General features: G+C 39.2%; 24 protein-coding genes, 3 pseudogenes and 2 riboswitches. Of the genes and pseudogenes, 1 reads left to right on the top strand and 26 read right to left on the bottom strand.

The genetic code is table 11. The features are described from left to right. Positions 1-13 precede the first annotated feature (13 nt). From NON16_RS19155 to NON16_RS19050, 22 genes and pseudogenes are all read right to left on the bottom strand, one after another. On the bottom strand, positions 14-427 hold the full coding sequence (locus NON16_RS19155; protein ID WP_257351034.1) for a DoxX family protein: 414 nt from the start codon (positions 425-427) through the stop codon (positions 14-16). A 31-nt stretch (positions 428-458) separates the two neighbouring features. Beyond that, positions 459-680: an SRPBCC domain-containing protein gene (locus NON16_RS19150; protein WP_257351033.1), complete on the bottom strand. Its 222-nt coding sequence runs from the start codon at positions 678-680 to the stop codon at positions 459-461. Continuing rightward, positions 649-1,194 (bottom strand): DinB family protein, encoded by a 546-nt coding sequence (locus NON16_RS19145; RefSeq protein ID WP_257351032.1) that lies wholly within the window; start codon positions 1,192-1,194, stop codon positions 649-651. Before NON16_RS19145 ends, NON16_RS19150 begins: the two co-directional genes overlap by 32 nt. A gap of 199 nt (positions 1,195-1,393) precedes the next feature. After that, positions 1,394-1,798: pseudogene (locus NON16_RS19140) on the bottom strand (transposase); the annotation flags it as partial. A 186-nt stretch (positions 1,799-1,984) separates the two neighbouring features. Beyond that, on the bottom strand, positions 1,985-2,806 hold the full coding sequence (locus NON16_RS19135) for an ABC transporter ATP-binding protein (RefSeq protein ID WP_257351031.1): 822 nt from the start codon (positions 2,804-2,806) through the stop codon (positions 1,985-1,987). A gap of 24 nt (positions 2,807-2,830) precedes the next feature. Continuing rightward, on the bottom strand, positions 2,831-3,802 hold the full coding sequence (locus NON16_RS19130) for an ABC transporter substrate-binding protein (RefSeq protein WP_257351030.1): 972 nt from the start codon (positions 3,800-3,802) through the stop codon (positions 2,831-2,833). A 17-nt stretch (positions 3,803-3,819) separates the two neighbouring features. After that, positions 3,820-4,845 (bottom strand): FecCD family ABC transporter permease, encoded by a 1,026-nt coding sequence (locus tag NON16_RS19125; RefSeq protein WP_257351029.1) that lies wholly within the window; start codon positions 4,843-4,845, stop codon positions 3,820-3,822. After that, positions 4,842-5,879, bottom strand: coding sequence for a FecCD family ABC transporter permease (locus NON16_RS19120; RefSeq protein ID WP_257351028.1), 1,038 nt, complete (start codon positions 5,877-5,879; stop codon positions 4,842-4,844). The genes NON16_RS19125 and NON16_RS19120 overlap by 4 nt, the downstream gene beginning before the upstream one ends. Positions 5,880-5,893: 14 nt before the next feature. Continuing rightward, positions 5,894-6,447, bottom strand: a pseudogene (locus NON16_RS25740) (nitroreductase family protein). A gap of 133 nt (positions 6,448-6,580) precedes the next feature. After that, on the bottom strand, positions 6,581-8,140 hold the full coding sequence (locus NON16_RS19110; RefSeq protein ID WP_257351027.1) for an AraC family transcriptional regulator: 1,560 nt from the start codon (positions 8,138-8,140) through the stop codon (positions 6,581-6,583). Between the two features lie 467 nt (positions 8,141-8,607). After that, positions 8,608-8,703 (bottom strand): annotated as a pseudogene (locus NON16_RS25735) (transposase); the annotation flags it as partial. A 156-nt stretch (positions 8,704-8,859) separates the two neighbouring features. Beyond that, positions 8,860-9,021 (bottom strand): Fur-regulated basic protein FbpA, encoded by a 162-nt coding sequence (locus NON16_RS19100; protein WP_257351026.1) that lies wholly within the window; start codon positions 9,019-9,021, stop codon positions 8,860-8,862. Positions 9,022-9,095: 74 nt separating this feature from the next. Continuing rightward, entirely contained in the window at positions 9,096-9,509 is a 414-nt protein-coding gene (locus tag NON16_RS19095) for an IDEAL domain-containing protein (RefSeq protein WP_257351025.1), read from the bottom strand. An 81-nt stretch (positions 9,510-9,590) separates the two neighbouring features. Next, the gene (locus tag NON16_RS19090) at positions 9,591-10,379 is read right to left on the bottom strand and encodes a hypothetical protein (protein WP_257351024.1); all 789 of its coding nucleotides are present in this window, start codon (positions 10,377-10,379) and stop codon (positions 9,591-9,593) included. 21 nt (positions 10,380-10,400) lie between these two features. Continuing rightward, positions 10,401-10,859: a flavodoxin gene (locus tag NON16_RS19085; protein WP_257351023.1), complete on the bottom strand. Its 459-nt coding sequence runs from the start codon at positions 10,857-10,859 to the stop codon at positions 10,401-10,403. Between the two features lie 56 nt (positions 10,860-10,915). Continuing rightward, the gene (locus NON16_RS19080; RefSeq protein ID WP_257351022.1) at positions 10,916-11,197 is read right to left on the bottom strand and encodes a DUF2325 domain-containing protein; all 282 of its coding nucleotides are present in this window, start codon (positions 11,195-11,197) and stop codon (positions 10,916-10,918) included. Positions 11,198-11,542: 345 nt separating this feature from the next. Beyond that, complete coding sequence (gene eat / locus NON16_RS19075; RefSeq protein ID WP_257351021.1) at positions 11,543-12,985, bottom strand: ethanolamine permease; 1,443 nt, start codon at positions 12,983-12,985, stop codon at positions 11,543-11,545. An 81-nt stretch (positions 12,986-13,066) separates the two neighbouring features. Further along, on the bottom strand, positions 13,067-13,834 hold the full coding sequence (locus tag NON16_RS19070; RefSeq protein ID WP_257351020.1) for an SDR family NAD(P)-dependent oxidoreductase: 768 nt from the start codon (positions 13,832-13,834) through the stop codon (positions 13,067-13,069). A gap of 45 nt (positions 13,835-13,879) precedes the next feature. Continuing rightward, complete coding sequence (locus tag NON16_RS19065) at positions 13,880-15,298, bottom strand: glutamine synthetase family protein (RefSeq protein ID WP_257351019.1); 1,419 nt, start codon at positions 15,296-15,298, stop codon at positions 13,880-13,882. A 15-nt stretch (positions 15,299-15,313) separates the two neighbouring features. Next, the gene (locus tag NON16_RS19060) at positions 15,314-16,759 is read right to left on the bottom strand and encodes an NAD-dependent succinate-semialdehyde dehydrogenase (RefSeq protein ID WP_257351018.1); all 1,446 of its coding nucleotides are present in this window, start codon (positions 16,757-16,759) and stop codon (positions 15,314-15,316) included. 92 nt (positions 16,760-16,851) lie between these two features. After that, positions 16,852-17,433 (bottom strand): ANTAR domain-containing response regulator, encoded by a 582-nt coding sequence (locus NON16_RS19055; protein ID WP_257351017.1) that lies wholly within the window; start codon positions 17,431-17,433, stop codon positions 16,852-16,854. Beyond that, the gene (locus NON16_RS19050; RefSeq protein ID WP_257351016.1) at positions 17,408-18,838 is read right to left on the bottom strand and encodes a sensor histidine kinase; all 1,431 of its coding nucleotides are present in this window, start codon (positions 18,836-18,838) and stop codon (positions 17,408-17,410) included. The genes NON16_RS19055 and NON16_RS19050 overlap by 26 nt, the downstream gene beginning before the upstream one ends. Positions 18,839-19,337: 499 nt before the next feature. On the opposite strand from NON16_RS19050, the gene NON16_RS19045 reads away from it, so the two are divergent. Then, positions 19,338-20,678, top strand: coding sequence for an HAD family hydrolase (locus NON16_RS19045; RefSeq protein WP_257351015.1), 1,341 nt, complete (start codon positions 19,338-19,340; stop codon positions 20,676-20,678). Between the two features lie 106 nt (positions 20,679-20,784). Here the strand turns inward: NON16_RS19045 and NON16_RS19040 are convergent, their stop codons facing one another. The 4 genes from NON16_RS19040 to NON16_RS19025 form a co-directional block, all read right to left on the bottom strand. Next, complete coding sequence (locus NON16_RS19040; protein ID WP_257351014.1) at positions 20,785-21,957, bottom strand: M20 metallopeptidase family protein; 1,173 nt, start codon at positions 21,955-21,957, stop codon at positions 20,785-20,787. Between the two features lie 386 nt (positions 21,958-22,343). After that, positions 22,344-23,594 carry a serine hydroxymethyltransferase gene (glyA, locus tag NON16_RS19035; RefSeq protein ID WP_257351013.1) on the bottom strand — a complete coding sequence of 417 codons (1,251 nt, stop codon included), beginning with the start codon at positions 23,592-23,594 and terminating at the stop codon, positions 22,344-22,346. Between the two features lie 89 nt (positions 23,595-23,683). Further along, a riboswitch (glycine riboswitch) is annotated at positions 23,684-23,767 on the bottom strand. A 3-nt stretch (positions 23,768-23,770) separates the two neighbouring features. Further along, positions 23,771-23,872: riboswitch (glycine riboswitch) on the bottom strand. 109 nt (positions 23,873-23,981) lie between these two features. Beyond that, entirely contained in the window at positions 23,982-24,368 is a 387-nt protein-coding gene (locus NON16_RS19030) for a GNAT family N-acetyltransferase (RefSeq protein WP_257351012.1), read from the bottom strand. Positions 24,369-24,528: 160 nt separating this feature from the next. After that, positions 24,529-24,820, bottom strand: a 292-nt coding sequence (locus NON16_RS19025) for a transposase (protein ID WP_257351011.1), incomplete at its 5' end; no start/stop codon positions are given.

Below are 24,820 nucleotides of genomic sequence, written 5' to 3'. Positions count from 1 at the left end.
GCATTTGATGTTTTTAATTAATTGTTGCACTGTCGTTAAGTTTTTCCGTATGACTCGATGAAAATACTTTTCGTTTTTTATGGTAGAAAACATAGGAGCCAGCTATCAAAATGTATCCAAAAAAGAAAATCACCAATCCACTGGCCGGGTCACCTACTGATATGCTTGAATACATAGCACCCGTCAAATCAATTACAAATCCAGCATAAGCCCATTCCTTAAGTCGAGGAAAGCCAGGGGTCAGTATCGCGACCACACCTAACAATTTGGCAATTCCAATAAAGGGAAGAAGATACAAGGGGTAACCTAAATGATTGAATAAATCAACTGCTTCGGGAGTAGACATGATATCAGGAATCGAACCTAAGAGCATTAATGCTGACAAGAGACCTGTGAAAATCCAGTAGGTAATCCTTATTTTTTTCATGATACTTACTCCTCCTTTAGGTTGAAGGTTCTTAAAACGTCACCAATAGTTCCTCAAGTCGATCAAGCGTTGATTTTGCACCTTCAATGGCTCCATACTCCTTTACCACTTTGTCGAGTTCTTCTTCAGACTTGAAGATCATTCGCATGGTGAGCACGGTTTTATTGTATTGCTCTTCAAACGTAACTATCACTCTAATTTGTAAACTACTAAAGTTTTGTTTAATTAGTTTCCAGATTATCGACCTTTTCACTATCTGTTTCCTTATTAGAATATAGAAAAAGACCATAATCTTGCATAACAGAGGTGTGCCCCATTTGTCGCAACATAGTGGCTATATTGCCACGGTGATAGGATCCGTGAGTGACAACATGAAGTACCGATTCAGAAATAGACGTATCAAGTATCCCAGCGTATGGATTATCAACTACAATTTCCTTTTCTACATCTTCTTGATGGTCAAGATAGGCTTTAAACCTTTTGTATAGGTCGAAAAAGATGGTTTCCATTTCGTCAATACTTTTTGTTTCCACCTGTTCTCTTAATTGATTTGTGGACGCCATTGCTTCCTTCATGCTTTTACCTGAGACAATCTCAAACCATCCACGATCTACAAGATAAATGTGAGACAACACCTTCGATACTGAAGAAAATCCAGTCTGAATTTCCTTATGATAAATATCCTTTGGAAGTTCCTTTAAACGATCGATTATAACGCCATTTGCCCATACGTGGTAGTCGTACATTTTTAATGCAGAATGCAGCATTCAAAATCCTCCTTTTTTAAGGGTTATTGATACCTGAATTTCCAATTTCAGTCTTTATATTCTCTATGAAAATAAGAATACCTCTTTTGCTAAAAGAAATACTGAAGATGCCCATTGACTATGAGAATAGAGTTGGGTTTATTGATAGAAAAGATAAATTATTCGATCGAGATTTGACATGCATTTAGCATGAACAACCTTACGAAATTAAAAATAGCCAAGCCAAACGGTCCACAGCTAATTTTGATGCATTATAAACTAACGTCACTAGATCAAAGTGAACCTTGGCACGTTTTCCAGTACGATAACGAACATTGTTTAGTTGAAAATATTCCTTGAGATACGCATTTACACGTTCTACCGCGGTACAACGTTTAAATAAGGTTTTCCAAGCTTTGGACCCTCGGGCTGGTGCTGTATATTTTCTAAGATCTGTCGTGATTTTCACTTTGTATACCTTTTGACAGAGACCTTCGTTAGCTAAAGGAAAGTCTTTGCACTCGCTTGGATGAGTATATTTGAGTGTTTCATATTTCTGATCAAAACGATCATATCGATAGGAATGTTGGCGATTAAAGACACAAGTAGGTGCGAAATGTTTATCAGTGAAATCGTTAGGATTACTTGGCGTAAAGGTGATCTTGACAGGAATTCGACCGGAATTGGCTGTGAATATGACTCGCGCAAATAGTGAATTAAACAAAGTCACTGTTCAATCAAACTTAGTATGATTGACTGGTTTAGTAATTCCAAAATGGAAAACCCCCGCTAAGCGGGGGTTTAATGACTGCTAGATTAACACCTCATGATTTATTTTTTGGTTTAGTTTATCTTTAGAGCATAGCCCATATGGTAAGCACAATGGCCGATTACTGCGAGGGTCTTTTATAATGTCACTTTTAACACCATATATATTTTCTAAAGTATCAGGCACCATAACCTTTTCAGGTGTTCCCGTTTTCACGACTTTTCCATTTTTAATTCCAACCATATGATGTGCATAGCGGCTTGCATGATTTAAATCATGGACTACCATAATTATCGTTTTGTTATCTTCATGATGAAGTTTCTTCAATAAGTTTAGTACTTCAATTTGATGAGCCATATCTAAAAAGGTCGTCGGTTCATCTAAAAATAAAACAGGGGTATCTTGAGCGATCGCCATAGCAATCCATGCTCGTTGCCGTTGCCCTCCTGATAAATGATCAACGGCTTGGTAAACAAATTCATACATACCCGTCATTTCTATCGCCCATTCAATGATTTCTTTATCTTTCTTCGTGAGTGACCCAAAACCCTTTTGATGGGGGAAACGTCCATAGGTTACCAATTCAGACACCGTTAATCCTTCTGGAGCCACTGGATTTTGCGGTAAAATTGCAAGTCTTTTGGCTACTTCTTTTGTCTTTTCCTCGTAGATCGATTTCCCGTCAAGGTAGACCGAACCTCTTTTCGGTTTTAATAGTCGGGCTATTGCCTTTAAAATCGTGGACTTGCCTGACCCATTTGCTCCAACTAATGCGGTAATTTTCCCAACTGGAATCGTTACGTTTAGATTTTCAACAATAAGGTTTTCACTATAACCAATATTTAGCTCCTGTGTTACAAACACTTCGTTTCACCTCTTATGAATCTCTTATTTTCCGAGATTTTGAATGACCGCTTCCACTCCAGCTATTTGTCCTAAGAAAAAGGTATCGCTAGCAAGTGTATCCATCGTGTATACTTGGTTGTTTTCAACAGCATGCAGCCCTTGCCAAACTGGATTATCATTCCATATATGAATAAGCCCATTTTTATCGTCTGCATTCATTTGTCTTCTATTTTCTGCGATAAAGATATGATCCGGATTAATCTTCGTCAATGCCTCCACGCCGATTCTTCCATTCTTCTCTTCTGGCAACCCTCCAGGAGCTGTTAAACCGATTTCATCATAATAAACAGGAAAATCTTTCGGATTCATCACTGTGAAATCCTTCCCATTTGAAATGAGGAAAAGAATGGTTTCATTTTTATGTTCCGCTGCAACGACACTTGCTTCCTCTACTTGCTTATCAAATTCAGCAATCAGTTCTTTTGCTTTATCCTCTTTCCCAACAATTTCAGCTATTTGTGTAAGACGAGAACGAACTCCCTTAGAAAAATCAATGACGATCGTTGGAGCAAGATTATTGAAATCATCATATTTATCGACTTTTTTACTTTCACTACTCATCAGCATGACATCTGGAGCATTTGCTACAATTGTTTCCAAATTGACATGTCCACCAAGATCAGCGATATCTTTTCCTTCTGCATATTTAGCAAAAATGTCTGATCTTTCTTTTGTGCTAATACCTTCTGACATAATAGGCGCTTCATCTAATACAAGCAGGTAATCTGTTATCATAATGTCAACACTTGCAATTCTATCTGGCTTCTTTTCTAACTCAAATTCCCCTTTCACATGCTGAATAGTCCTTGGGAATTGAGATGTTGCTTCTGTTTCTTCCTTTTGATCCTCTTCAGCAGCTGCCGCTTGACTCGTTTCTTCCGTTTCCGTACTTCCGCATGCTGCGAGCAAAACACACAATAAAACCGAAAATATCCCCATTAATTTCTTTTTCATCATTCTCATCCTTCCAATTATGCTTTTGATTTTATTAATAAATATAGAAAATAAGGAGCTCCTAAAAGGGAGATCACAACCCCAACTGGTATTTCTGTGTTTTCCATAATACTTCTGGCAATCGTATCTGAAGTTAAGACAATAAGAGAACCGACCAATGCTGAAATAGGAAGCATAAACTGATGCTGCGGTCCGACAATCCTGCGGGCGATATGTGGACCTAGCAGCCCAATAAAGCCAATACCTCCTCCTATTGCGACACTGGAAGCCGCTAGACCAACTGCTGCTCCAAGTAAGATGAGTCTCTCTTTTTCAATTGAAACCCCTAAACTACCGGCAAGATGGTCATTAAGACTGAATAAGTTTAAAATAGGAAACTTGTAATATACAAAAGGCAGTAAAAGGATCGTCCAAGGTAGTAGGGCGAGCACAAACTTCCAATTGGATCCCCATAGATCTCCCATTTGCCACATCACGACAAATTCTAGATTTCGAGGATTAAGTTTTAACGTTAAGATGATCGTAATGGCACTAATTCCCGCTGCAACCGCTATCCCAACAAGCAATAACCTTGTAGGTTCGATTCCCTTATTCTTTTTAAAAGAAAGAAGATAGATGAGTATCGCAGTGAACCCAGCCCCGATTAAGGCTAAGAATGGCATTAAGAATGCAGACCCCTGTGTTTGGTTAGGAAACAAAGCTACAAAAACAAGAACAGCGAGGCTTGCTCCAGCATTGATCCCTAAAATGCCCGGGTCGGATAGATCATTTCGTGAAATCCCCTGTAAAATAGCTCCGGAGACCGCTAACCCTGCTCCTACTAAAACGGCGATGACCATTCTCGGCAGGCGTAAGTTAAAAAGAACCAGGTTTTGTTGATGGGTGCCACCACCAACCAGAGTTTGAATGACTTCAATGGGGGACATACTGAAGGTCCCAGAATTCATACTTATAATAAAGGAAATGATCACTAAACCAGAAAAGACAATCATCATTTTTATACTGTGAGTTTTGCGATTTTGCTGAAAAATATCTGGCTTCATGCAAGCTCTCTCCTCTCTTTACGCGCCAAGTAAAGGAAGAAAGGAATACCAATGACAGCAATAATCGATCCAAGCGGTGTTTCATAAGGCATATTGACTGTTTTAGCCCCAATATCAGCAAGAACAACTAACAAAGCCCCAATCACTGCTGAACAAGGAATAATCCAACGGTAGTCTACACCAACCAGGTATCGAACGATATGTGGAACGATAAGCCCTATAAATCCTACCCCACCAACTGTTGAGACCGCTGCACCTGACAAAATTAACACGATTAAAGTGGCTAAACCCCTTATTAGCTTTGTCCGTTGTCCTAATCCAATCGCAATCTCTTCACCAAGACTTAAAATTGTAATAAAACGAGATAGAATGAAAGCTGCAATGATTCCCCCTGCAATCCATGGTGCCATAACTGATACTTGAAGCCAGTCAGCCGTCGATACTCCGCCAGCTGACCAAAAAGTAAGATCATAGGTAATTTGATACAATAAAGTGATCGCTTGACTTAAACCAGTTAGTAAAGATCCAATAACTGCTCCTGCCAGAACAAGTCTTACGGGTGAAAGCCCTCCTTTTGCAAAAAAGGCAACTCCATAAACAAGTCCTGCTCCTAGAGCAGCCCCAATAAATGAAAATATAATCATCGCTTCAAATGGCAGTTTAGGGAAAAAAGCAAATACCAGGACTAAAACAAAACCTGACCCTGCATTTACTCCAAGCAGGCCGGGATCTGCTAAACCATTTCTAGTCATTCCTTGCATCATTGCCCCTGCCACTGCAAATCCAGCCCCGACCAATGCCCCAGCAAGCACCCTTGGCAACCGGATGCTCCTAATAATTTCATGCAATTCATCCTCGGGATTAAAGGAAAAGAGACTATGCCATAATGTGCTTAAGGAAATTTCTCTTACACCGATCATAATCGAGGCCGCCATTGCGAGAATAATCGCCATCAAACCGATCAATAAAATAGCTGCTGCAGCTTTTGGTCTTGCACGAACTTGATAGCTATTTTTCGTCTGAATGCTCGCCATGCTCCATTGCTCCTCTAGTCTTTTATCACTGTCAGCTTTTCTTCTGCAGCCGTTCTTTGTTTTGCTATTGGGATTGCATATGGAAAGCCAATATGTAGGAGCCCCACAATCTTTTCTCCAGGTTTCACACCAACATGGGTACGAAAATTTGGTGAATAAATATATTGGTTTGTTTTCCAAATTACACCGATACCTTGTTCCCATGCTGCCAATTGAAAATTTTGAATCAGTGCGCTCATAGCTGCGAAATCCTCCTCCCATTCTTTTTGCCGAGGATCTTCGTTCATCACAACCAGTAAATGAGCAGGGATCCGTTCCATATATTCCTTTATTGTTCAGGACTCTTTTTCGCATTCACCTTTCCTTTACCTAATTCTTGAACAATTGCGTCCACTAATTGCTTTTTTCCTTCTTCAAGGAATAAGATGAAACGCCAAGGCTCTCTCAGTCCATCATTGGGAGCCCAAACAGCAATATTTAACAACTCACAAATTAACTCATGTGGAACGGGTTCCTCTTTAAACTTTTTAATGGAACGCCTTTCTTTTATCATGTTAGCGACTGCCATTTCTGGTACTCTATTCATTCATTTACCTCCAACAAACAATAATGATAATCATTTTCAATTGAATTATGACAAAAAAAAATCCACTTGAAAATGGACAATACTCTATTTTTATTTTACAATTCTCCAAAATGTCTTAACATAAATGCATTCTTACTTCTGATAGAAGTCGAGCATTTCCCATCGCTGAGTTTGTGAGAAATGGAAATTCCCTAAAATGGTAAATATTACTATTAAATAGTGTTTGAAGTTGATCGATTTCAACCTTTGTGTCGTGATCTGCAAAAAGGAGAATGTGATTTGCTCGGTACTCATTTAATACGTCCCACGTAATATCTCTAAACTGCATGCCTTTTATATTTTTGGGCGGATTTAGCTCTAAGTCTCGGTAGAGTACATCACTTATTTTCCTTCTCTTTTCTCCAAAAATTCGAATATGATTATTTGTTAGTCTTATTGCAAGAACGGTCTGATCTGCTAGTTTTTTCTTCAATTGATCTCGCAATATTTTTGCCTCTTGATCATATTGACGAAGCCAAGAATGTGCTGCTTCCCTGATTTCTAAACTTTCAGCAAGTTGATAAAGATGATCTTTCCATGTGTTATTTTTAACTGGGATAAGTGCAGTGCGAGAAATTTGCGTAAGGTGTTCATAATAATGGTTGAATTCATTCGAACCAACAATCAAATCAGGCTCTAGACATTGCAGTTCATTTAAGTCAAATTTAATTTTAGAGACCTTTTTCAACAAGCTTTTATGATTCGATTTATTTGATGACAAAGCGCAAATACTGGATAATTCACCGCCTAGAGCTAAAAAGTCACCAATAAAAACAGGAGTCAAAATTACTACCTTCTTTCTTAATGAATTTCTAAAAATAATAGGGGAAATACCTATATTCCTTTTAAATACCCTACTAAAATAATACTCATCTTCATATCCAACCCCTCTAGCAACTTCAGAAATCTCAATATTAGTTGACAAGAGCGTTTTTTTTGATTGATCCAGTCTTTTATTCGTTAAATAATGCAGCGGCGTCATTCCTGTATATTCTTTAAAGTAGTGATAAAAAGAAGATGTATTCATTTCTGCTAGTCGTGCCATTTGTTCAATTTGAATTTTTTCTGCATAATTTTCGTCAAGATAAAGTTTCACCTGAGAAATTGATTCTGCAATATTATTTGTTTTTTTGAAGTAATTTGCTTGGGTCTCAACTTCTTTATAGACCAATTTTAGAAGTTTAATAAAATGGGAATTCGTTGTACCTTGTTGGCTATAACCATTTTCTTCGTTTAAAATTATTTCGCAAAGCTTTTCGAATTGTTGCTGTACTATACTACCGATTCTGATATTTGTTTGATACACATCTAATAGGTTATTATCCTTTAAGATCCAGTTGCCTTTTTCCCAAGAAACATATGCACATTGAAAGCGTATCAAAAATATATTTAATGATACAGCTGTAAGGAGATTTATACTTCCTTTTGCCTCAGAAGGAAGTATAATGAAGTCGTTCTTTTTTATAGCAGTCGTTTCCTGCTTGGTCATATATTCTGCTTTACCATCTACTACATACATAATTATTTTTTCTCGTTCTTTTTTTAACTGTCTCAAAGAAAAAGACTTTTCTATTTTTTTGTAACTAACCTCTTCTATATGAAAAACCATATTATACAACTGATTTCTATTAAACAAGTTAAATTCAACCCTTTCTTCTTAAAATGATAATGATAATTATTATCAATTTAAATTAATATGGTTGATTTTACAATATTGTTAATTAATCTACATAATTATTTTTCTTCGTTGGCTTGCTGGAATAATGTAATCACTTATCAAAGCTGGATTTAAGAACAATAACTTCTATCGCTTCTTAACTGAGAGAAGTTGGCCTATTTTTTTAATTGGTACTGAGAACGGCCTAACCATAATCGGTAAGGCCGAATAAATTAATTAGTATCTTTTTAAAAGAAATGATGAAAAGAATATCGATCTAGTTTAAGGAAATCAGGTTCATTATTTAATATCCAAAACAATAATATTACTTATTTCGATTCCTATATAATAAATAAAAATGATTATCTAAACTAGCTCAGTATAAGTAATTGTCTTTGTTGATGCACACAATGTAACAGAACGGCTAAACCATTCTCCTTTGAATTTGCTTCGATTAAATCGATAGCAAAATTCGTCTAAATAGGATTGGAGATACTTAGAATCAAGTCCGTGGAAGGTTCCACCAACAATGCTTTAGCATTCGAAAGAACAGTGTGTAACCAGTGTAAGTGGTCTGGACTTTCTTTCGCATTATAGATTTGATACTCATGCTTAAAACCAGCCTCATCAAGTGCTCGGTATAGTACTTTAGGCCAAATGCCATGTCAAGTATAGGTTTTTAGCGAATTTTCGAATAATTATTTACACATCTTTTTATATTCATATTCTAATTCACTTAATGTTAACTCATATAACTGACGATCGTCCGTTGATTTGTAGGATTCCAATTTTAACATTTGTTGAATCAACTGTTCTTTTCGGTTCATTATTACTTTTACTTTATTTAAAATATCACCCATTTTCATAATCTCCTTTAGAATTTTTACGTCGATGACCTAATTTTTGTTTCTTAATTTTGCTCATTAAATACATTTTATGTGGTATGGTTTACTGCTTCGTTGTTTAAATAATTCTCCAATTTCACTTGAAGTTCACTTGATTCAATTAATTTGTTTGTATAACTCAGAAAAGACGCTTCATCCCCTGTATCAAGTGTTTCATTTATCTTAAATTGGAAATAGTTTATCTTTAAGTCTATTTCCAAGACAGATAAAAGTCGTTCTTTCATAAAATACTGCTCCAAATCTTCGAGGGCTATGTAGAAAATACATAGGTCATTGATCCCAACTAAAAAATACCATCCGTTAGCCATCGTGAATTTACGTTCATTAGTGACTTCGATTATATCTCCTTTATTAATTGTTAAAAAATTCGCATGATCACCACCCGGACAAAAACAGTCAATTTGATGTTCAAACGTTTTTACTGCGATTAAATGTCCAAACATTCTCTTCTCTCCCATTAATGGTATAGTTTCGAAATTTTGAACTGAAACTCCATATCAAAAGGACTTTTCTTTTTGATACGATCAGTGCAAAAAATCCTCATTTCGTCTGTTAATCCCTTTAAAGCTGCTTGGACTGTCTTTACATTTGTGTGTAAAAGGACAACTCCTGCATTCTGTTAGTGAATTTGTTTTTGTATAGTCATTTGGATGTTGCAGAAGATCTTTCATATACTTTAGGTACATGTTTCCTTGAGCAACATTGTTCATTGTTGGTGAAAAAGTATATTTTTTACCCTCTAATAGAGTGTTGATTTCAATTTTTTCAGGAAGTTTTCCAAATGCTTCATTCGAAAATACAACCATTAAGTGATTATATAGTTGGATCATTTCCTCGTCTGCTTCCACAAGGAATTTTTTTACAGTAAAAGAATAGGTTGACCATTCTGCTAATTCAATAGTTAATGAAAGTTGAGTTTCCAGTTCCTCAATATAGGTATTCAATTTTTGATACAAAAATAACGGTGGCTTCTGCTTTTTCTTCATAGATAAAAATTGAAGCAAATGATCTGTTGTCTTTGCTAAAACCATGTAGTAGTGTACCTTCGATTCGAATAACTGTGGACTTACGTTTTTCCAATACCTATCGATCAATTTCAATACATTAAATTTGTTTTGTGCATCCAGTGGAAGTTGATAAAAGTTCTGGACCACCTGATTAATTATAAATTGAATAACCTGTCTCCATTTTACTTGGATGGGATTTAACAATAAAACATGTTGATAATAATATTTATAAGGACACCTTATAAACGACTCTAAGTGATAATCGGTCATAGTTTTCACAGAGACTAGTGGGTGCCTGCTTGTCATTTAGTTGATCCTCCCTTTCCTTTAAACAATTAAGGTTCTTAAGAATGTAACAAATTTCTTCCCGAACGTTCGGCAGGCTTCTTCTTCTTCCTTCTCTGGTGTTAATTCAACTTTTAGTCCATGAGGATACACCTCCGCCCCTCGCTCTCTAAGCCTTTCCATTATGATGTCTACTGCTGCACCGTATTGTGGATAGGCTGAATCACACGAACCAAAAACGGCTGCTTTTTTTCCTGTTAAATTAATGCTCTCCATTTCATCATAAAAATTCAAAAAATCATCAGGTAATTCACCGTCTCCCCAAGTATAAGCTCCTAACAAAATCCCATCATAACCTTCTAATTCATTCGCTTCTGGCCCACTCATAATATCTATTACTTCTAAGTCCTCCCCCACCTCTCGCACACCTTCAGCAACGGCTTCTGCCATCATTTCTGTATTACCACTCATGCTAGCAAAAATCAGAATTATCTTTGCCATTTATATCCCCTCCGAAATAATGATCACCATTCTCAACAAAAAGAAAAAATTTAATCCTATACTACATTTTTAATAGCTTGATATATCGAACACCAAGAACGCTTAGCATAAAAAATGGGAATAGCTTGATTTTTAGCCCGCTGCTTTATAACTGCTGACAGATTATGATTAACGTAATCCGTTAATACAAGAATAGAACTAATATTTTCTGGTATACCTTTTTTAACCATTTGTACTTTTCTTCCACTAATGTGTACGACTTTATCAAATCCAACAGATACTAATTTGTCGGGAATAACACCTAAATGATCTGCACCTACGATAAGTAAAGAACGCATGTATCTATCCTCCATAATTCAAATAGTAAACTTTGGGCTATATCTACATCACACAAAAAGAATAGTTTTTATGGGTTATCAGCCATTCATATTGATAATGATTTTCATTCTCTATTAAACATTCTAATTGATAATCATTATCACTGTCAAGAAGATCCGTTGTAATTATCAAAAAGAACTAGAGTAGAGAAAATACGCCTCTACTCTAGTTCTTTTTCGGAAGAAACTATAAATATTTTAGTTACATAGGCGTAATCTCTAGCTCCAGTTCCCAGCACAAGCGCTTTTTTCTTTTTACACTACTTTTTCAAAAAGTAAGCGTTTCTAAAATTGCTTACTTCAATATCACTGTTCTATCACTTCTACACCTGCGTCTTTCCCTTGGTTCTGTCCCACCTCGGCTCCAGACTCATCCAACTCATCAAGAACGCCAAATTCTTGATCGATCGGCAACAGCTTATGTTTTGAAACTGTAAAATAGTATACAATCGCTCCGCCGTATATAACCGCTAACACTATTAAAAGCGGTACGTCCAATCCAAACAGCGGCAACGTTGACCCTAGAATACTGTAATAGATAACACAGAATAACGAGAACAGCCCCAATATCAAGGCAAGCGTGGGTACCCAAGGGTAAGCAACTTTAAATGGTCTTTTTAAATCCGGTTCTTTTATCCGTAATACGAACAGCGAGATGAGGCTTAAACAGTACATCATTGCCGCTCCGAACACGGCTAAAATAATTAACTGGTTTGCAAATGTGGCGTTCCCCGCGGCGATGACACCGATTGCACCTGGAAGAATCAATCCCCACGTCGGAATTTGTCTCTTGGAAAGCTTCGATAGAAATTTCGGTAAATAGCCTGCTCTTGAAAGTGCGAACGTCTGTCTTGAGTAACCGATAATAATTCCGTGCAAACTCGCAATAAGTCCTGCAAGGCCGATAATCGCAGCTAATTTTGGAAGGAAATGTGTGTCTCCATATACAGAAACGAGTGCCTCAGGTAACGGATTATCAGCCGGTTGACCAATTCCGCCTCCCAATCCTGCCGTAATTAACAATGTTCCGATTGTACATAACGTAAGCGTCGCAATGCCGGCGATAAATCCTTTTGGAATATCCTTTTTCGGGTTTTCCACTTCCTCAGCTGCCATCGCACCGCCTTCAACGGCTAGATAAAACCAGATCGCAAACGGCATCGCCATAAAAACGCCTGTCCATCCGTTCGGAAACGCATTTGAGTTCACAATGTACTCCCATTTTACATGGGAAACACCTGCAGCATAGTACGTTGCAAGTCCAATTAAAGCGATGATGGTCGCTGTCATTTCGATTAATGCGGCACCTTTGACACCGATCATGTTGATAAGGATAAAAAAGACAAATACAGCGACTGTTGCATATACGGGGTTAATAGAAGGAATTAAAAAGTTGATGTAGGCTCCTGTCGCTACTGCTATCGCAGGCGGTGCAAAAACGAATTCGATCAATACAGACATTCCGGTCATGAAACCAGCAAAAGGACCCATTGCTTTTCTGGCATATGCGGACGGACCACCGGCATGCGGAATCGACGTCGATAATTCGGAGTAACTGAAAATAAATGCCGTGTAAAAAATCGTGATAAAAATAGCCGCTATTATTAAACCGATCGTTCCACCTTGCTCAAACCCGTAATTCCAGCCGAAATATTGTCCAGAGATAACCATTCCGACTGAAATTGCCCATAGATGGATCGGTTTCAACGCTCTTTTTAAACTTTGATTTTCACCTTGATTCGTTGCCATCGAACCACTCCCCCAATTTGGTATAAGAGGTCGAACAAAGTGTCGACCATCCATTGTTCGACCCCATTTGACTAAAAAGCCTTAGAAATAGTTCGCCGTAATACCGCCATCTACATTTAGAATCGCACCGTTTGTCCAATCTGACTCACCCGACGCCAAATACATTGCACAATAAACGATGTCTTCCGGTTTACCGAAACGGCCGCTCGGTTGACGGCTTAACCGAGTTTTTTTCGCTTCTTCATCCTTCACAAGCCATTCCATTAATAAAGGTGTTTCAATTGGCCCCGGACAAATCGCATTCGTTCTAATCCCTTGTGGACGAAACTGGATCGCAAGCGACTTCGTTAATGACACGACCGCTCCTTTTGATGCGGTGTATGCATCTTGTGGAACACTACAGCCCATATGTGCGACAAATGAAGCAATGTTAATGATCGAACCTGACTTCCTTTTCTGCATTTCTGGAATCGTATATTTAGATGTTAAGAAGATTCCTTTTACATTAACGTCCATTACTTTGTTCCATACATCGACGGTCGTGTCGATAACAGAATGATCTTCTTCAATCATAATTCCGGCATTATTGTACAAAACGTCAATTTGTCCGTATTGTTGTACAGTACGCGAGACGGCTTGTTTAACACTTTCTTCGTCTGTGACATTGCACTGGAAAAAGGTGGCGTCTCCTCCTTCTTTTTTTATTTCATCGACCGTTTCTTGTCCGCGTTCTTCATTCAGTTCGAACACGGCAATTTTTCCGCCTTCTTTTGCAAACATTTTCGCCGCTGTTTTCCCCATACCACCACCGGCTCCAGTAATAATACATACTTTCTCTTCTAATCTCATTTTCATGCCTCCCTGATCGTCTTTTCTTCTTAATGATTTAATGAATTAGCCTTGCTCAAAATAACGTTTTCTTTCCCATTCTGTGACAATGCCATCATACATTTGTTGTTCTGTAACAGCAGCATAAAGATAATGCTCAAATGTTTCTTCCCCTAATACCGTTTTCACGATATCGCTATCTTTCCAGCATTGAATCGCTTCGTAAAGAGACGACGGAATTTTCGGTACATCAAGTTCGTATGCATTGCCGTTACATTCATCCGGCAGTTCAAGCCTTTGTTCAATTCCATATAATCCTGAGGCGATTAAAGCAGTGTAGGCAAGATATGGATTGACATCCGCACCCGGAATCCGCGTTTCAAGTCTTAAGCTTTTATTTTCTCCGACGATACGATATCCTGATGAACGGTTGTCATGGCTCCAAGCGATGTTTACCGGTGCCCAACTTTCGGTACGGAATCGTTTGTATGAATTAATATGTGGTGCAAAGAATAGCGAAAAGTCTCTTGTATATGCGAGAACACCAGCCAAAAACGAGCGCATTTCTTGAGACATGTGATTGTCCGTGTTTTCAGAATCATAAAACAAATTGTTGTCTTCGTTCGTATCCCAAAGGCTAAGATGAATGTGACCGCTCGATCCTGTCCACTGGTGATCCGGTTTTGCCATAAACGTCACCGAAACACCATCCTGAATGGCCATTTCTTTAATGCCGTGTTTAAACATGATATGATTATCAGCTGCTGTAAGGGCTTGACCGTAGCGCAAGTTAATTTCATGCTGCCCTGAGCAGGACTCACCTTTTGAGGATTCTACTGGTAAGCCAGCTGCTGCCATATTTCGTCTGATTTTTTGGTAAAACGGTTCGTTTCTCGTTCCTTGAAGCAAGTTATAATCCTCATTATAATGACCTGCTAGCTCCATATTTTGATAGTCTTTTTGATGAATCGACTCAAACGTCTCATTAAACATGTAAAACTCCAATTCACTTGCCATCATGAAGCTGTACCCTTTTTGTTTTGCCTTTTTCAATTGATTGTTTAATAGATTTCTTGGAACAACCGCCACCTCTTGTCCGGTTTTGGCGTCTTCGACATTACAAAATACCATCACGGATTTATCCAACCAAGGTACGATACGGAGCGTCGTCCAATCCGGAACCGCGGTCCAATCCCCATAGCCTTTCTCCCAGTTCATCAATTTATATCCAGGTGGGGTGTTCATCTCGAAATCGGTACCCATTAAGTAATTACAGAAGTGCGTTCCTTTGTCGATATTATTTTCTAAACAGAATTCGGCTGTTAACCGTTTCCCCATTAGTCGTCCTTGCATGTCGCAAAATGCCAGAAGGACCGTATCTACGTGACCTGATTGTAAATCATCCATCAATTGTTCCTTTGAAATCAACCCTGACTGTTTACGATTTTGTCCGACTGTCGGTTCGGCAATATTTTGTTTGATCATTTTCGGACTCCCCCTCTATTCGTTTTCAAGTGTCAACGAGATGTATTTCACTTCTAAGAACTCTTCTAACCCGTAATGACCACCTTCTCTTCCCATGCCACTTTCCTTAATTCCGCCAAACGGTGCTTGCGGAACACTTAGCTGCGTCCCATTGACGCCGACCATTCCGACATCGAGCTGCTCCGCCAAACGGTATACCCGGCCAATATCCCGGGTGAAGAAATATGCCGCAAGTCCACATTGATTTTGTTTTGAAAATTGCAGGACTTCCTCTTCTTCTTTAAAAGGTAAAATCGGTGCCACAGGGCCGAAGATTTCTTCTTTCGTTAGATCCATGTTAAGTGTGACGTTTGAAAGAACGGTTGGCGCGTAATATGACCCTGAAGCATAAGAGCCGTCCTTCAACCTTTCACCGCCAATTAGCAATTCAGCACCTTTTTGTTTCGCATCATTGACCAAACGCTCGACATTTTTGACTGCGTCATCATTTACGAGAGGGCCAAGTTGGACAGGATCCTTACCGTCACCAACCTGAAGCTCCTGGACGAGTGAAATGACTTTTTCCGTTAAATCGGCTTGAATTTCTTCGTGAGCGAAAATGACGTTAATACCGTTACACATTTGACCGCAATTTTCGAATTTGTTCCCGACAATGGCTTCTGCAGCTTTATCAAGATCGGCATCAGGGAAGACGATCGCTGGAGCATTTCCCCCGAGTTCTAATGAAATGCGCTTCACTTGATCAGCAGCTTGCTTCATCAACTGTTTCCCGATATTTGTTGAACCAGTAAAAGATATTTTTCGTACCCGTTCATCTTCAAAAAGCGCTTCACCGATCATTTTCGGATTCCCTGTGACGATATTGGCAACACCGCTTGGAATCCCTGTTGCGATAAGCTGTTCAAACATCGCGATTGCAATTCTCGGCGTTTGTGACGCGGGCTTCAACACGACCGTACAACCTGTAGCAAGCGCTGGTGCGACTTTTCTTGCGATCATTGCCCCAGGAAAATTCCAAGGGGTAATCATCCCGCATACCCCGACAGGTTGACGGAGTACCGTAATACGTTGTTCTTCACTTGACCCTGGGATAACTTCCCCGTATATTCGTTTACCTTCTTCTGCATACCACTGGATAAACTCTGCTGACCCTTCAATTTCGCCTTTTGATTCCGAAAGCGGCTTACCTTGTTCTTCCGTCAGGATTAAAGCAAGTTCGTCCCGATTGTTCAATAAATGATCAGCCCATTTGAGCAAAAACTTCGAACGCTCTTTTGGAGGAAGCTTGCTCCACGTTTTAAACGCCTCTGATGCAGCATCCACTGCTAGTTTCGTTTCGCTCTTACCTGCATTGGGTACGTGATCGATTACCTTGCCGTTTGCCGGGTTTATGACGTCTATCGTATTTTGTAAACCGACTTTTTCTCCATTAATCCACATATGATTCATCGTTTGCAGCATAGTACGTTTCCCCTCCTGTATTAAGATTTCTTAATAAAAATTGCCTAAGCCACGCAAATCGAGTTTGCACAGCTTAGGCGCCTTTGCCTTGTTTAATTCACTTGTTTTTGATACTTTTGAATGATCATTTTTGCGATCTTTTCCATCGACAGTTGATTATTCATACTAATCGTTCTCATTTTTTCGTATGCACGGTCTTCATTCCAGTTCTTTTCTTTCATTAAAATGCCCTTCGCTCGTTCGATCATTTTCCGTGACTGTAATTTGTCGTTCAACGACCCAATTTTTGTTTCACATTCTTGGATGTGACTTGCTTGAAATAGTGCCACTTCAACTGCTGGAATTAGATTCGATTCAGAAACTGGCTTTACTAAGTACCCGACAATGTTTTTCTGTTTCGCTTTTTCAATGAATTCTTTTTGACTGTAAGCTGAAAGCATCAAAATTGGAATGTTTAATGAAGTGGAAAGAATTTTACTCGCCTTCAGTCCGTTTAATTTGGGCATTTTAATATCCATCAAAATCAAATCGGGTAGGAGCTTATGAGCGAGTTCAATGGCCTGTTCACCATCACCTGCCTCTCCTACGACTTCATAACCCGCATCTTCCAACATTCTTTTGACATCTAACCGGAAAATCCCTTCATCTTCAACAAGTAAGATCTTTGCTGTCACATTCATTCACCCCATTAACTGGAAATCTGATTGATGCTCTCGTTCCTTTTTCCGTTCCTTTCGCAATCGAAAATCCGCCCTTTAAGTCATGATTCGTAATTTCTTCAACGATTGTTAACCCAAGGGTTTGGTTCCCGTTAGGGTTAAATCCGATTCCATCATCTTGGACAACCATTTCAATCCAACCGTCGGAATCGGAAAAGTGTACAACAACTATTCCTTCCACACTCCCGCTAAATGCGTGTTTAACACAATTTTGAATCAACTCATTAAAAATTAACGCAAGTGAAACCGCTTTATCAGACTTTAATACTATTGATTCGCCACTAAATTCAATCGAAATGTTGAGATAGCCCTTATTTCGGATTAACATGTTTCCAATCCGCTTTAACAGTTGTTGAATTTCGATCTCTTCAAGGTCGTTCTCAGCCGCAAGGAGTTCTTCGTGAACGGCGGCAATGCTTAAAATTCGGTTTAAGCTTTCTTGAAAATAGCCTTGACTTTCTCCCGGGACATTTCGCTTTTGCAATCGCAAAAGACTTGCGACGGTTTGAAGATTATTTTTGACCCGATGATGCATTTCTTTTATGACAGCCGACTTAACCATTAATTCCCGTTCTTTATTTCGTAAGTCCGTCAAATCACGGATAATTAACAAAATCCCTTGATTTTTCTTTAAACAAATCCGCTTGAGCTCAAACACTTTTTTGTCAACGGTTACCTCTTTTAATGACACGATCTCGTTTGAAAACGTTATGCCGTCCAAAAAAGGACAAATCGTTGTGATAGGGATTCCGATAACCTCTTCCACACCTACCATTTCGGCTGCCAAATGCAGTCCTCTTACATTGGCATAGACGACGGTCCTATTTGGGTCAATTAAAAACAGAGATTCTTGAATCGTGTCTGAAATGATCGAGTCTTTCTCCGTAAGGCCAAGCAACGTCTCACTTAATTGTTCCGTCGTCTGAGACAGCGCTTTCAATTTGTTCTCATGATAAACTTGTTCACTAACATCTTGCTCTAGAATGAGGGAACCGATTACGTTTCGTTCTTTGTTCTTGATCGGCACGACACTTTGTTTGACGACTTGTCCTTCTTGCGTAATCGCTCGTTTACGGGTTGCCGGTTTGCCCGTTTGATGTGTGTAAGCGACAGCAGGCTCGAAAGATTGGTATGCAAACTTACCAATTACAGATGTTTGATAAAGCGAAGGTACGGTTTGTGGTGCCGCTTCCGCCACTACAATCGCATGTTCGCCGTCTTTCACAGGACAGTCGATAAACAAATTAGCTTGGGATAAATCAGCGGTATGCTGCAACGTTTCCGACATTTTGCAAATGATTTCAATATCGGTTTTCGATAACGTTGTGTGTTGTTGACATAATTGTTCGATCGATCTCATGACTGCGTGTTCTCCTTCTTTGGAGCTTTTAGAAAGCAAAAAAAGGGCTCAATTCTACACAAATGTGTAGTAAACTGAAAGCCCCTTAGCTTTTTTCGTTATTTACTTATATTGCATAGTTTATATTGTTTTTTGTTTTTTGTCAATATTCTTATAATGGAAATCAATGATCCGACATACTAATCAACAGTAATTTTTTGAAAAAATAAATTGTTCCAAATTTTCTGTATATATGGTACGCTTATTTTGCAAAATAATAACAAGGCAAAGGCGCCTATTACAACGGTTATGCAACTGTTGGAATAGGCGCTTTTTTGCTATTTAAGAGGTTGTTCAAAAAGTCCGGTAAAAATAGCTGTCGTATTTCTTCGTTACTCGGTCTCTCCGGTCCTCACGTATTAATAGTATACGTTTCGGTCCTCGAGACTGTCGCGCCTCGAACTACTCGGCTCTTTTTATCCTCCTTTTTGAACACAAACTTTAAGGGGGAATTTGAATAATGTTAGGTAAAGGAATGTTTTTGAAAGGCATTACCACAATTTTAATCGCTGTCATGTTTCTTTTCGGAACAATTGGATGTACACAGTCAACTGCTCCATCTGTAACGAAAACAAAACAGGAAAATGGTACAAAAGGGGGTGATGTACAAACTGTTCATGTGTTGGATCAAGGAAAATGGGCCCCTGATACATATGAAGCGATTCAAAGTTTAATCAAAAAACACAGTATCCAAAGCCCTGATTATAATCCGAAAAAGAAGCCGTATGTTATTTTCGATTGGGATAATACAAGTATTATGAATGACACAGAAGAAGCCCTTTTCTACTATCAAATTGAACATTTGAAATTCAAATTAACACCTGAGCAGTTTTACAAAGTCATACAAACTAACATTCCAAAAGGTCCATTTTCAGAAGACTATCAAAACGACAAGGGAGACACGATTACTCTTGAAGAGATAACGGATGATCTGAAACGAGATTATGAGTATCTTTATGACCATTACGAAGGATTAAAAGGTAATCAGTCTCTCGATGCGATACACACGACTGATCAATTTAAAGATTTTAAAGCGAAGTTGTATTTCCTCTATGAAGCGATTGGCGGTACGTATAGCACTGACGTCAGTTATCCATGGGTTCTCTACTTATTTTCGAACATGACCGTTGAAGAAGTACAACAAATGGCGGAAACGTCCAATGATCTCAATTTAGGTGCACGTATTTCAGAAGTAACAATGACAAGTCCGGAGTCTCTTGTTGGAGATGCCGGTGTAGTAAGCGTTTCCCATACAACCGGTCTACGTTTAACACCGGAAATTTCTAATTTAATGCACACCTTCCAAAAGAATGGTATTGATGTATTTGTGGTATCCGCTTCAATGGAAGAAGTTGTCGAAGTCTTTGCGACAAACCCTAAGTATGGTTATAAGCTCCCGAAGGAAAATGTATTTGGGATGAGATTAAAGAAAGAAGAAGGAAAGATACAATCAGCTTATGAGGAAAATTATCCATTTACCGCGGGGCACGGAAAAACAGAAAGTATTCTAAACGAAATCGCCAGCAAAAGAGACGGTCAAGAGCCTTTATTTGTCGCAGGTGACAGCAGTTCGGATTATGAAATGTTAACCGAGTTTAAAGATACGAAACTTCGCTTGATTATCAATCGCGTGAGTGACGGAAAAATCGGGGAACTTTCAAAAACGGCAGCGGAACGTATCGGTAAAAACAATCCGAAGTTTATCCTTCAAGGCCGAAATGAAAACACCGGTTTATGGATTCCAACTGAATCTACAATTAAACTAGGAACAGACGAAAAGGTTTTGTTGTCAAATCAATAACTATTGACTGAAACCAAAAACAGTGCGCGAAACATCCGATAGCGCGCTGTTTTCTTATTTAAATATTTCCAAAATGGATTCATTTACAGTTCTTATTGACGATTGCTTAACTTAAATACCGGACAGCCGATTCACACATGATCGCAACCCCTATCGGAAGTGCTTTTTCATCAAATACAACACCGGAGTTATGTAAAGGAAGCAGCGATTCTTTCCTTTCATTATGTGTCCCTAACCGAAATAACACACCTGGCGTATTTTCAACATAAAACGAAAAATCCTCACTGCCCAAAGATGGATTTTCGAGGTATACTAAACGTTCTTCACCTAGACAATCAGTAGCGACCTTATCTATTAACGCTACCATGCTGTCATCACTAATTAAAGGGGGTGTAGCAGATGTATAGTCAATTTCCGCTTCTCCGTTCATACTTTCCGCTGTTTTGCTTACAATGCGGTTAACGATTTCAGGCATTCTTTTCTGAAGATCTGGATTAACGGTTCGAATCATTCCTGAAAGCTTTACACTCGACGGAATTATATTTGGTGCTGTACCGCCCATAATTTGACCAATTGTTAGAACAGCAGGGTCAGTTGGTGATGTTTCTCTTGAAATGACGGTTTGTAACGTCGATACGACATGACCAGCAATCACAATTGGATCCACACATTTGTGAGGATGCGCCGCATGACCTGCCTTACCTTTAATTTCAATGTTTACAAAATCGGCTGCGGCTGTAATCGGCCCCCTTCTTATACCAATTGTTCCGGCCGGTAATTCCGGCCAACAGTGCAGGGCGACAATGGCATCGACCGAAGGATTTTCAAGTACACCAGCTCCTATCATTTTCGTCGCCCCTGTCAATTTCTCTTCTCCCGGTTGAAAAATGAGTTTTATCGTTCCATTAATCTTCTCCTTATACTTGTTTAGAAGAATCGCACTGCCAAGTAAGATGGACGTATGAAAATCGTGTCCACACGCGTGCATGACACCCCTGTTGCATGAAGCAAATTCAAGTTCCGTTTGCTCTTCGATTGGGAGTGCATCCATATCCGCTCGTAAAGCAATTGTTTTCCCAGACGATTTCCCTTTGATTAACCCGACTACACCTGTTCCCGCGACATTCCTTTCCACTTCAACACCAGCATCTTCTAATATATTTGCAACAAATTCGGACGTTCTATATTCCGCAAAACTCAACTCCGGATTTTGATGGAGATGACGTCTTATTTCTACTATTCTACTTTGAAACTCTTTTGCCATTTGTAGAAAGTCCACTTTCAATTCCCCCTTTTTAANAGATGACGTCTTATTTCTACTATTCTACTTTGAAACTCTTTTGCCATTTGTAGAAAGTCCACTTTCAATTCCCCCTTTTTAAATAAGAAAAGCGCAAGCGCCCTGCTTAGCCACGAAGGTCACTGGAAGACCGACGAGGAGGCTGTTGCCGCCGCAGGAGGACTGAAGTGATCCAAGTGGCTGGGCGCTGGAGCTAGACATCACTTCTATGCCTACAAAATTTTATACTTTCTTACCTTTTAGAAAAAAAAGAAGCCCCAGAACTATACGAATCGCATAGTTATCTGAAGCTTCTTTGCTCATTAGTATTTACTTTGACTTTATTTTAAACATGGGATTTAGTATTGTCAATATTCGTACAACTCTTAAACGGTCATAGGCTGTTCAAACAATGGGTATGAACCACAAATGATTTTGGTCGTTTCCTTTGCTTTTACAAGCACCGCTTCGTCCGCTTTACTCCTAAGAACAGATGCAATTATTTCACCGATTTTCACCATGTCTTCCTGTCTCATGCCCCGTGTGGTAAGTGCTGCAGTTCCCATACGAATTCCACTTGTCACAAATGGGCTTTCCGGATCATATGGAATCGTGTTTTTATTTACTGTAATTCCCGCTTCCTCAAGAAGTTTCTCTGCCTCTTTTCCTGTTAAGTTCCACGGACGTACATCTAAAAGAACGATGTGGTTGTCTGTTCCGCCTGATACGAGTGATGCGCCTTCTTTCCTTAACGTTTCACCAAGTGCTGACGCATTTTCAATGACCTGCTTCGCATAATCGTTAAAGCTCGGTTGTAATGCTTCGTTAAAGGAAACCGCTTTTGCCGCAATAATGTGCATGAGTGGTCCACCTTGAAGGCCAGGGAAAACCGCTTTATTGATTTTCTTAATCATCCCTTCATCGTTTGTTAAAACGAGCCCGCCGCGCGGACCCCGTAGTGTTTTATGGGTTGTACTTGTCACAACATCGGCATACGGTACTGGCGATGGGTGAAGACCTACGGCTACAAGACCTGCAATATGAGCCATATCAACCATGAGCTTCGCACCGACTTGATCGGCAATTTCTTTAAAACGAGCAAAGTCAATTTTTCTTGGATAAGCACTCGCACCTGCGATAATTAATTTCGGCTTTTCTTTTTTTGCTATCGCTTCAAGCTCATCATAGTCAATCAAGTGGTTATCCTCTCGAACTCCGTAAGGTACCACATCAAACCATTTTCCTGAAATACTGACTGGACTTCCGTGTGTTAAGTGCCCTCCGTGTGAAAGGTTCATCCCCATCACTTTATCACCAGGCTGAAGCAGTGAATAAAAGACGGCCATGTTTGCTTGTGCACCCGAATGCGGCTGTACATTCGCGTACTTTGCACCAAACAGCTGTGTTAGACGTTCAATGGCTGTTCGTTCGGCTATATCGACAAACTCGCACCCTCCGTAGTAACGTTTGCCTGGATAACCTTCTGCATATTTATTGGTCATCACGTTACCCATTGCTTCTAATACATCGTCACTAACAAAATTTTCTGACGCAATTAACTCTAATGTTTGGTGCTGGCGATTTTCTTCCTTTTTAATAGCTTCAAAAATGGTTGGATCATTTTGCTGTAAACTCATCAAACTCCTCCTTGATATTTTATGTTTTAACGTTTCACCACCCTTTTCTGCACGTAAAAAAAGGACAGAGAAGGGTAGCATTTTCCCTTCTCTGTCCTTTTACCTGAGAGTTTAACTCTACAATCAATAGAGTCTTCCCCTTTGGTGACGTTTTATAAACGCGCTCTCCAGAGGTGCGTCCCATTGTGGTTCTTCTACCTGAGAGATTGGTTCCAAGGGCCTTTTTGGAACTTGCTCCTTCGGCGGCTTTTTGCTTTACACTCTCCCACAATCATCATCCGCTATATTTGTTTTAGAATAATCATAAAATTCCTTATTGTCAATCATTTTTATAGCTTATAAATATTATCTGTTCAGTTAAGCCACCCCTATCGTTTATCAGCTGCTTTATACCCTTTTCTTTTTATAAACTTTACTTTTTTCTATTACTTTACATCCATTGGCCATAAACGTTTTGAGCATAGGTTCATTGTTTTGACTTGTACTACCAATATAGTACGACGCTTGAAAGTCATCCCTTAAGACTTGTAAAGCTTGCCTATGAAGTTGCTTACTTTTTCCCCTACCCCTTTCACTTGGAATAATCCCAAAATAGAACAACCTACCTTCTTCCTTTGTGCCAGGTTCTATATGAGGCATAATGACTCCAATTGGTTTTGTTTTTTCAAGCACAATCATACAAGAATTTATGTAACTTGGACCTAACTCTATTTCAACACTTTTCATATGTTCATCGATATTTAATGAGGAAGGGGCATTTGGTGAATGAACCATGAATACTCCCGCCACTTACTCTGCCATAGGGCTTCCTTGAAGTGGGGGTTTCTAACGTATCGACCTAAAGGGACGCTTAACGTTTGTGGAGCTGACACATTGGCGACCTGATTACGCCCAGCCCCTCTATGCCATTGGTCTTGCCTTTGGCACTTCTTTTTTAGAAGACAGTGGGTTGCCACACATTCACCGACCGGAGGGAAGCGGCTCGCTCTTTGAAAAACTGGAGAATCGCCTTTTTTAAAATATTGGCTGCTCCGTTGAGGTCTGCATTCACGTGTACACCCGTAGATGCTCGATACAAACCCCGCTTCACCCGTCTTCCTGAAAATACAGGTGGAGGCTTCCCTTCATCCCAAACAGGAATAGGATCATCATCTAAAAAACTGGCTTTCGACGTGTACGACTCTTCCGTTGTGATGACGTTAACCCCATACTGTTGAGCTTTGTAG

The sequence above is a fragment of the Pseudalkalibacillus decolorationis genome (assembly GCF_024609785.1).
GTDB classification, from domain to species: Bacteria; Bacillota; Bacilli; order Bacillales; family Fictibacillaceae; genus Pseudalkalibacillus; species Pseudalkalibacillus decolorationis.
The sequence above is the reverse complement of the archived record's forward strand: the minus strand, read 5'-3'. Positions and strand labels throughout refer to the sequence as shown.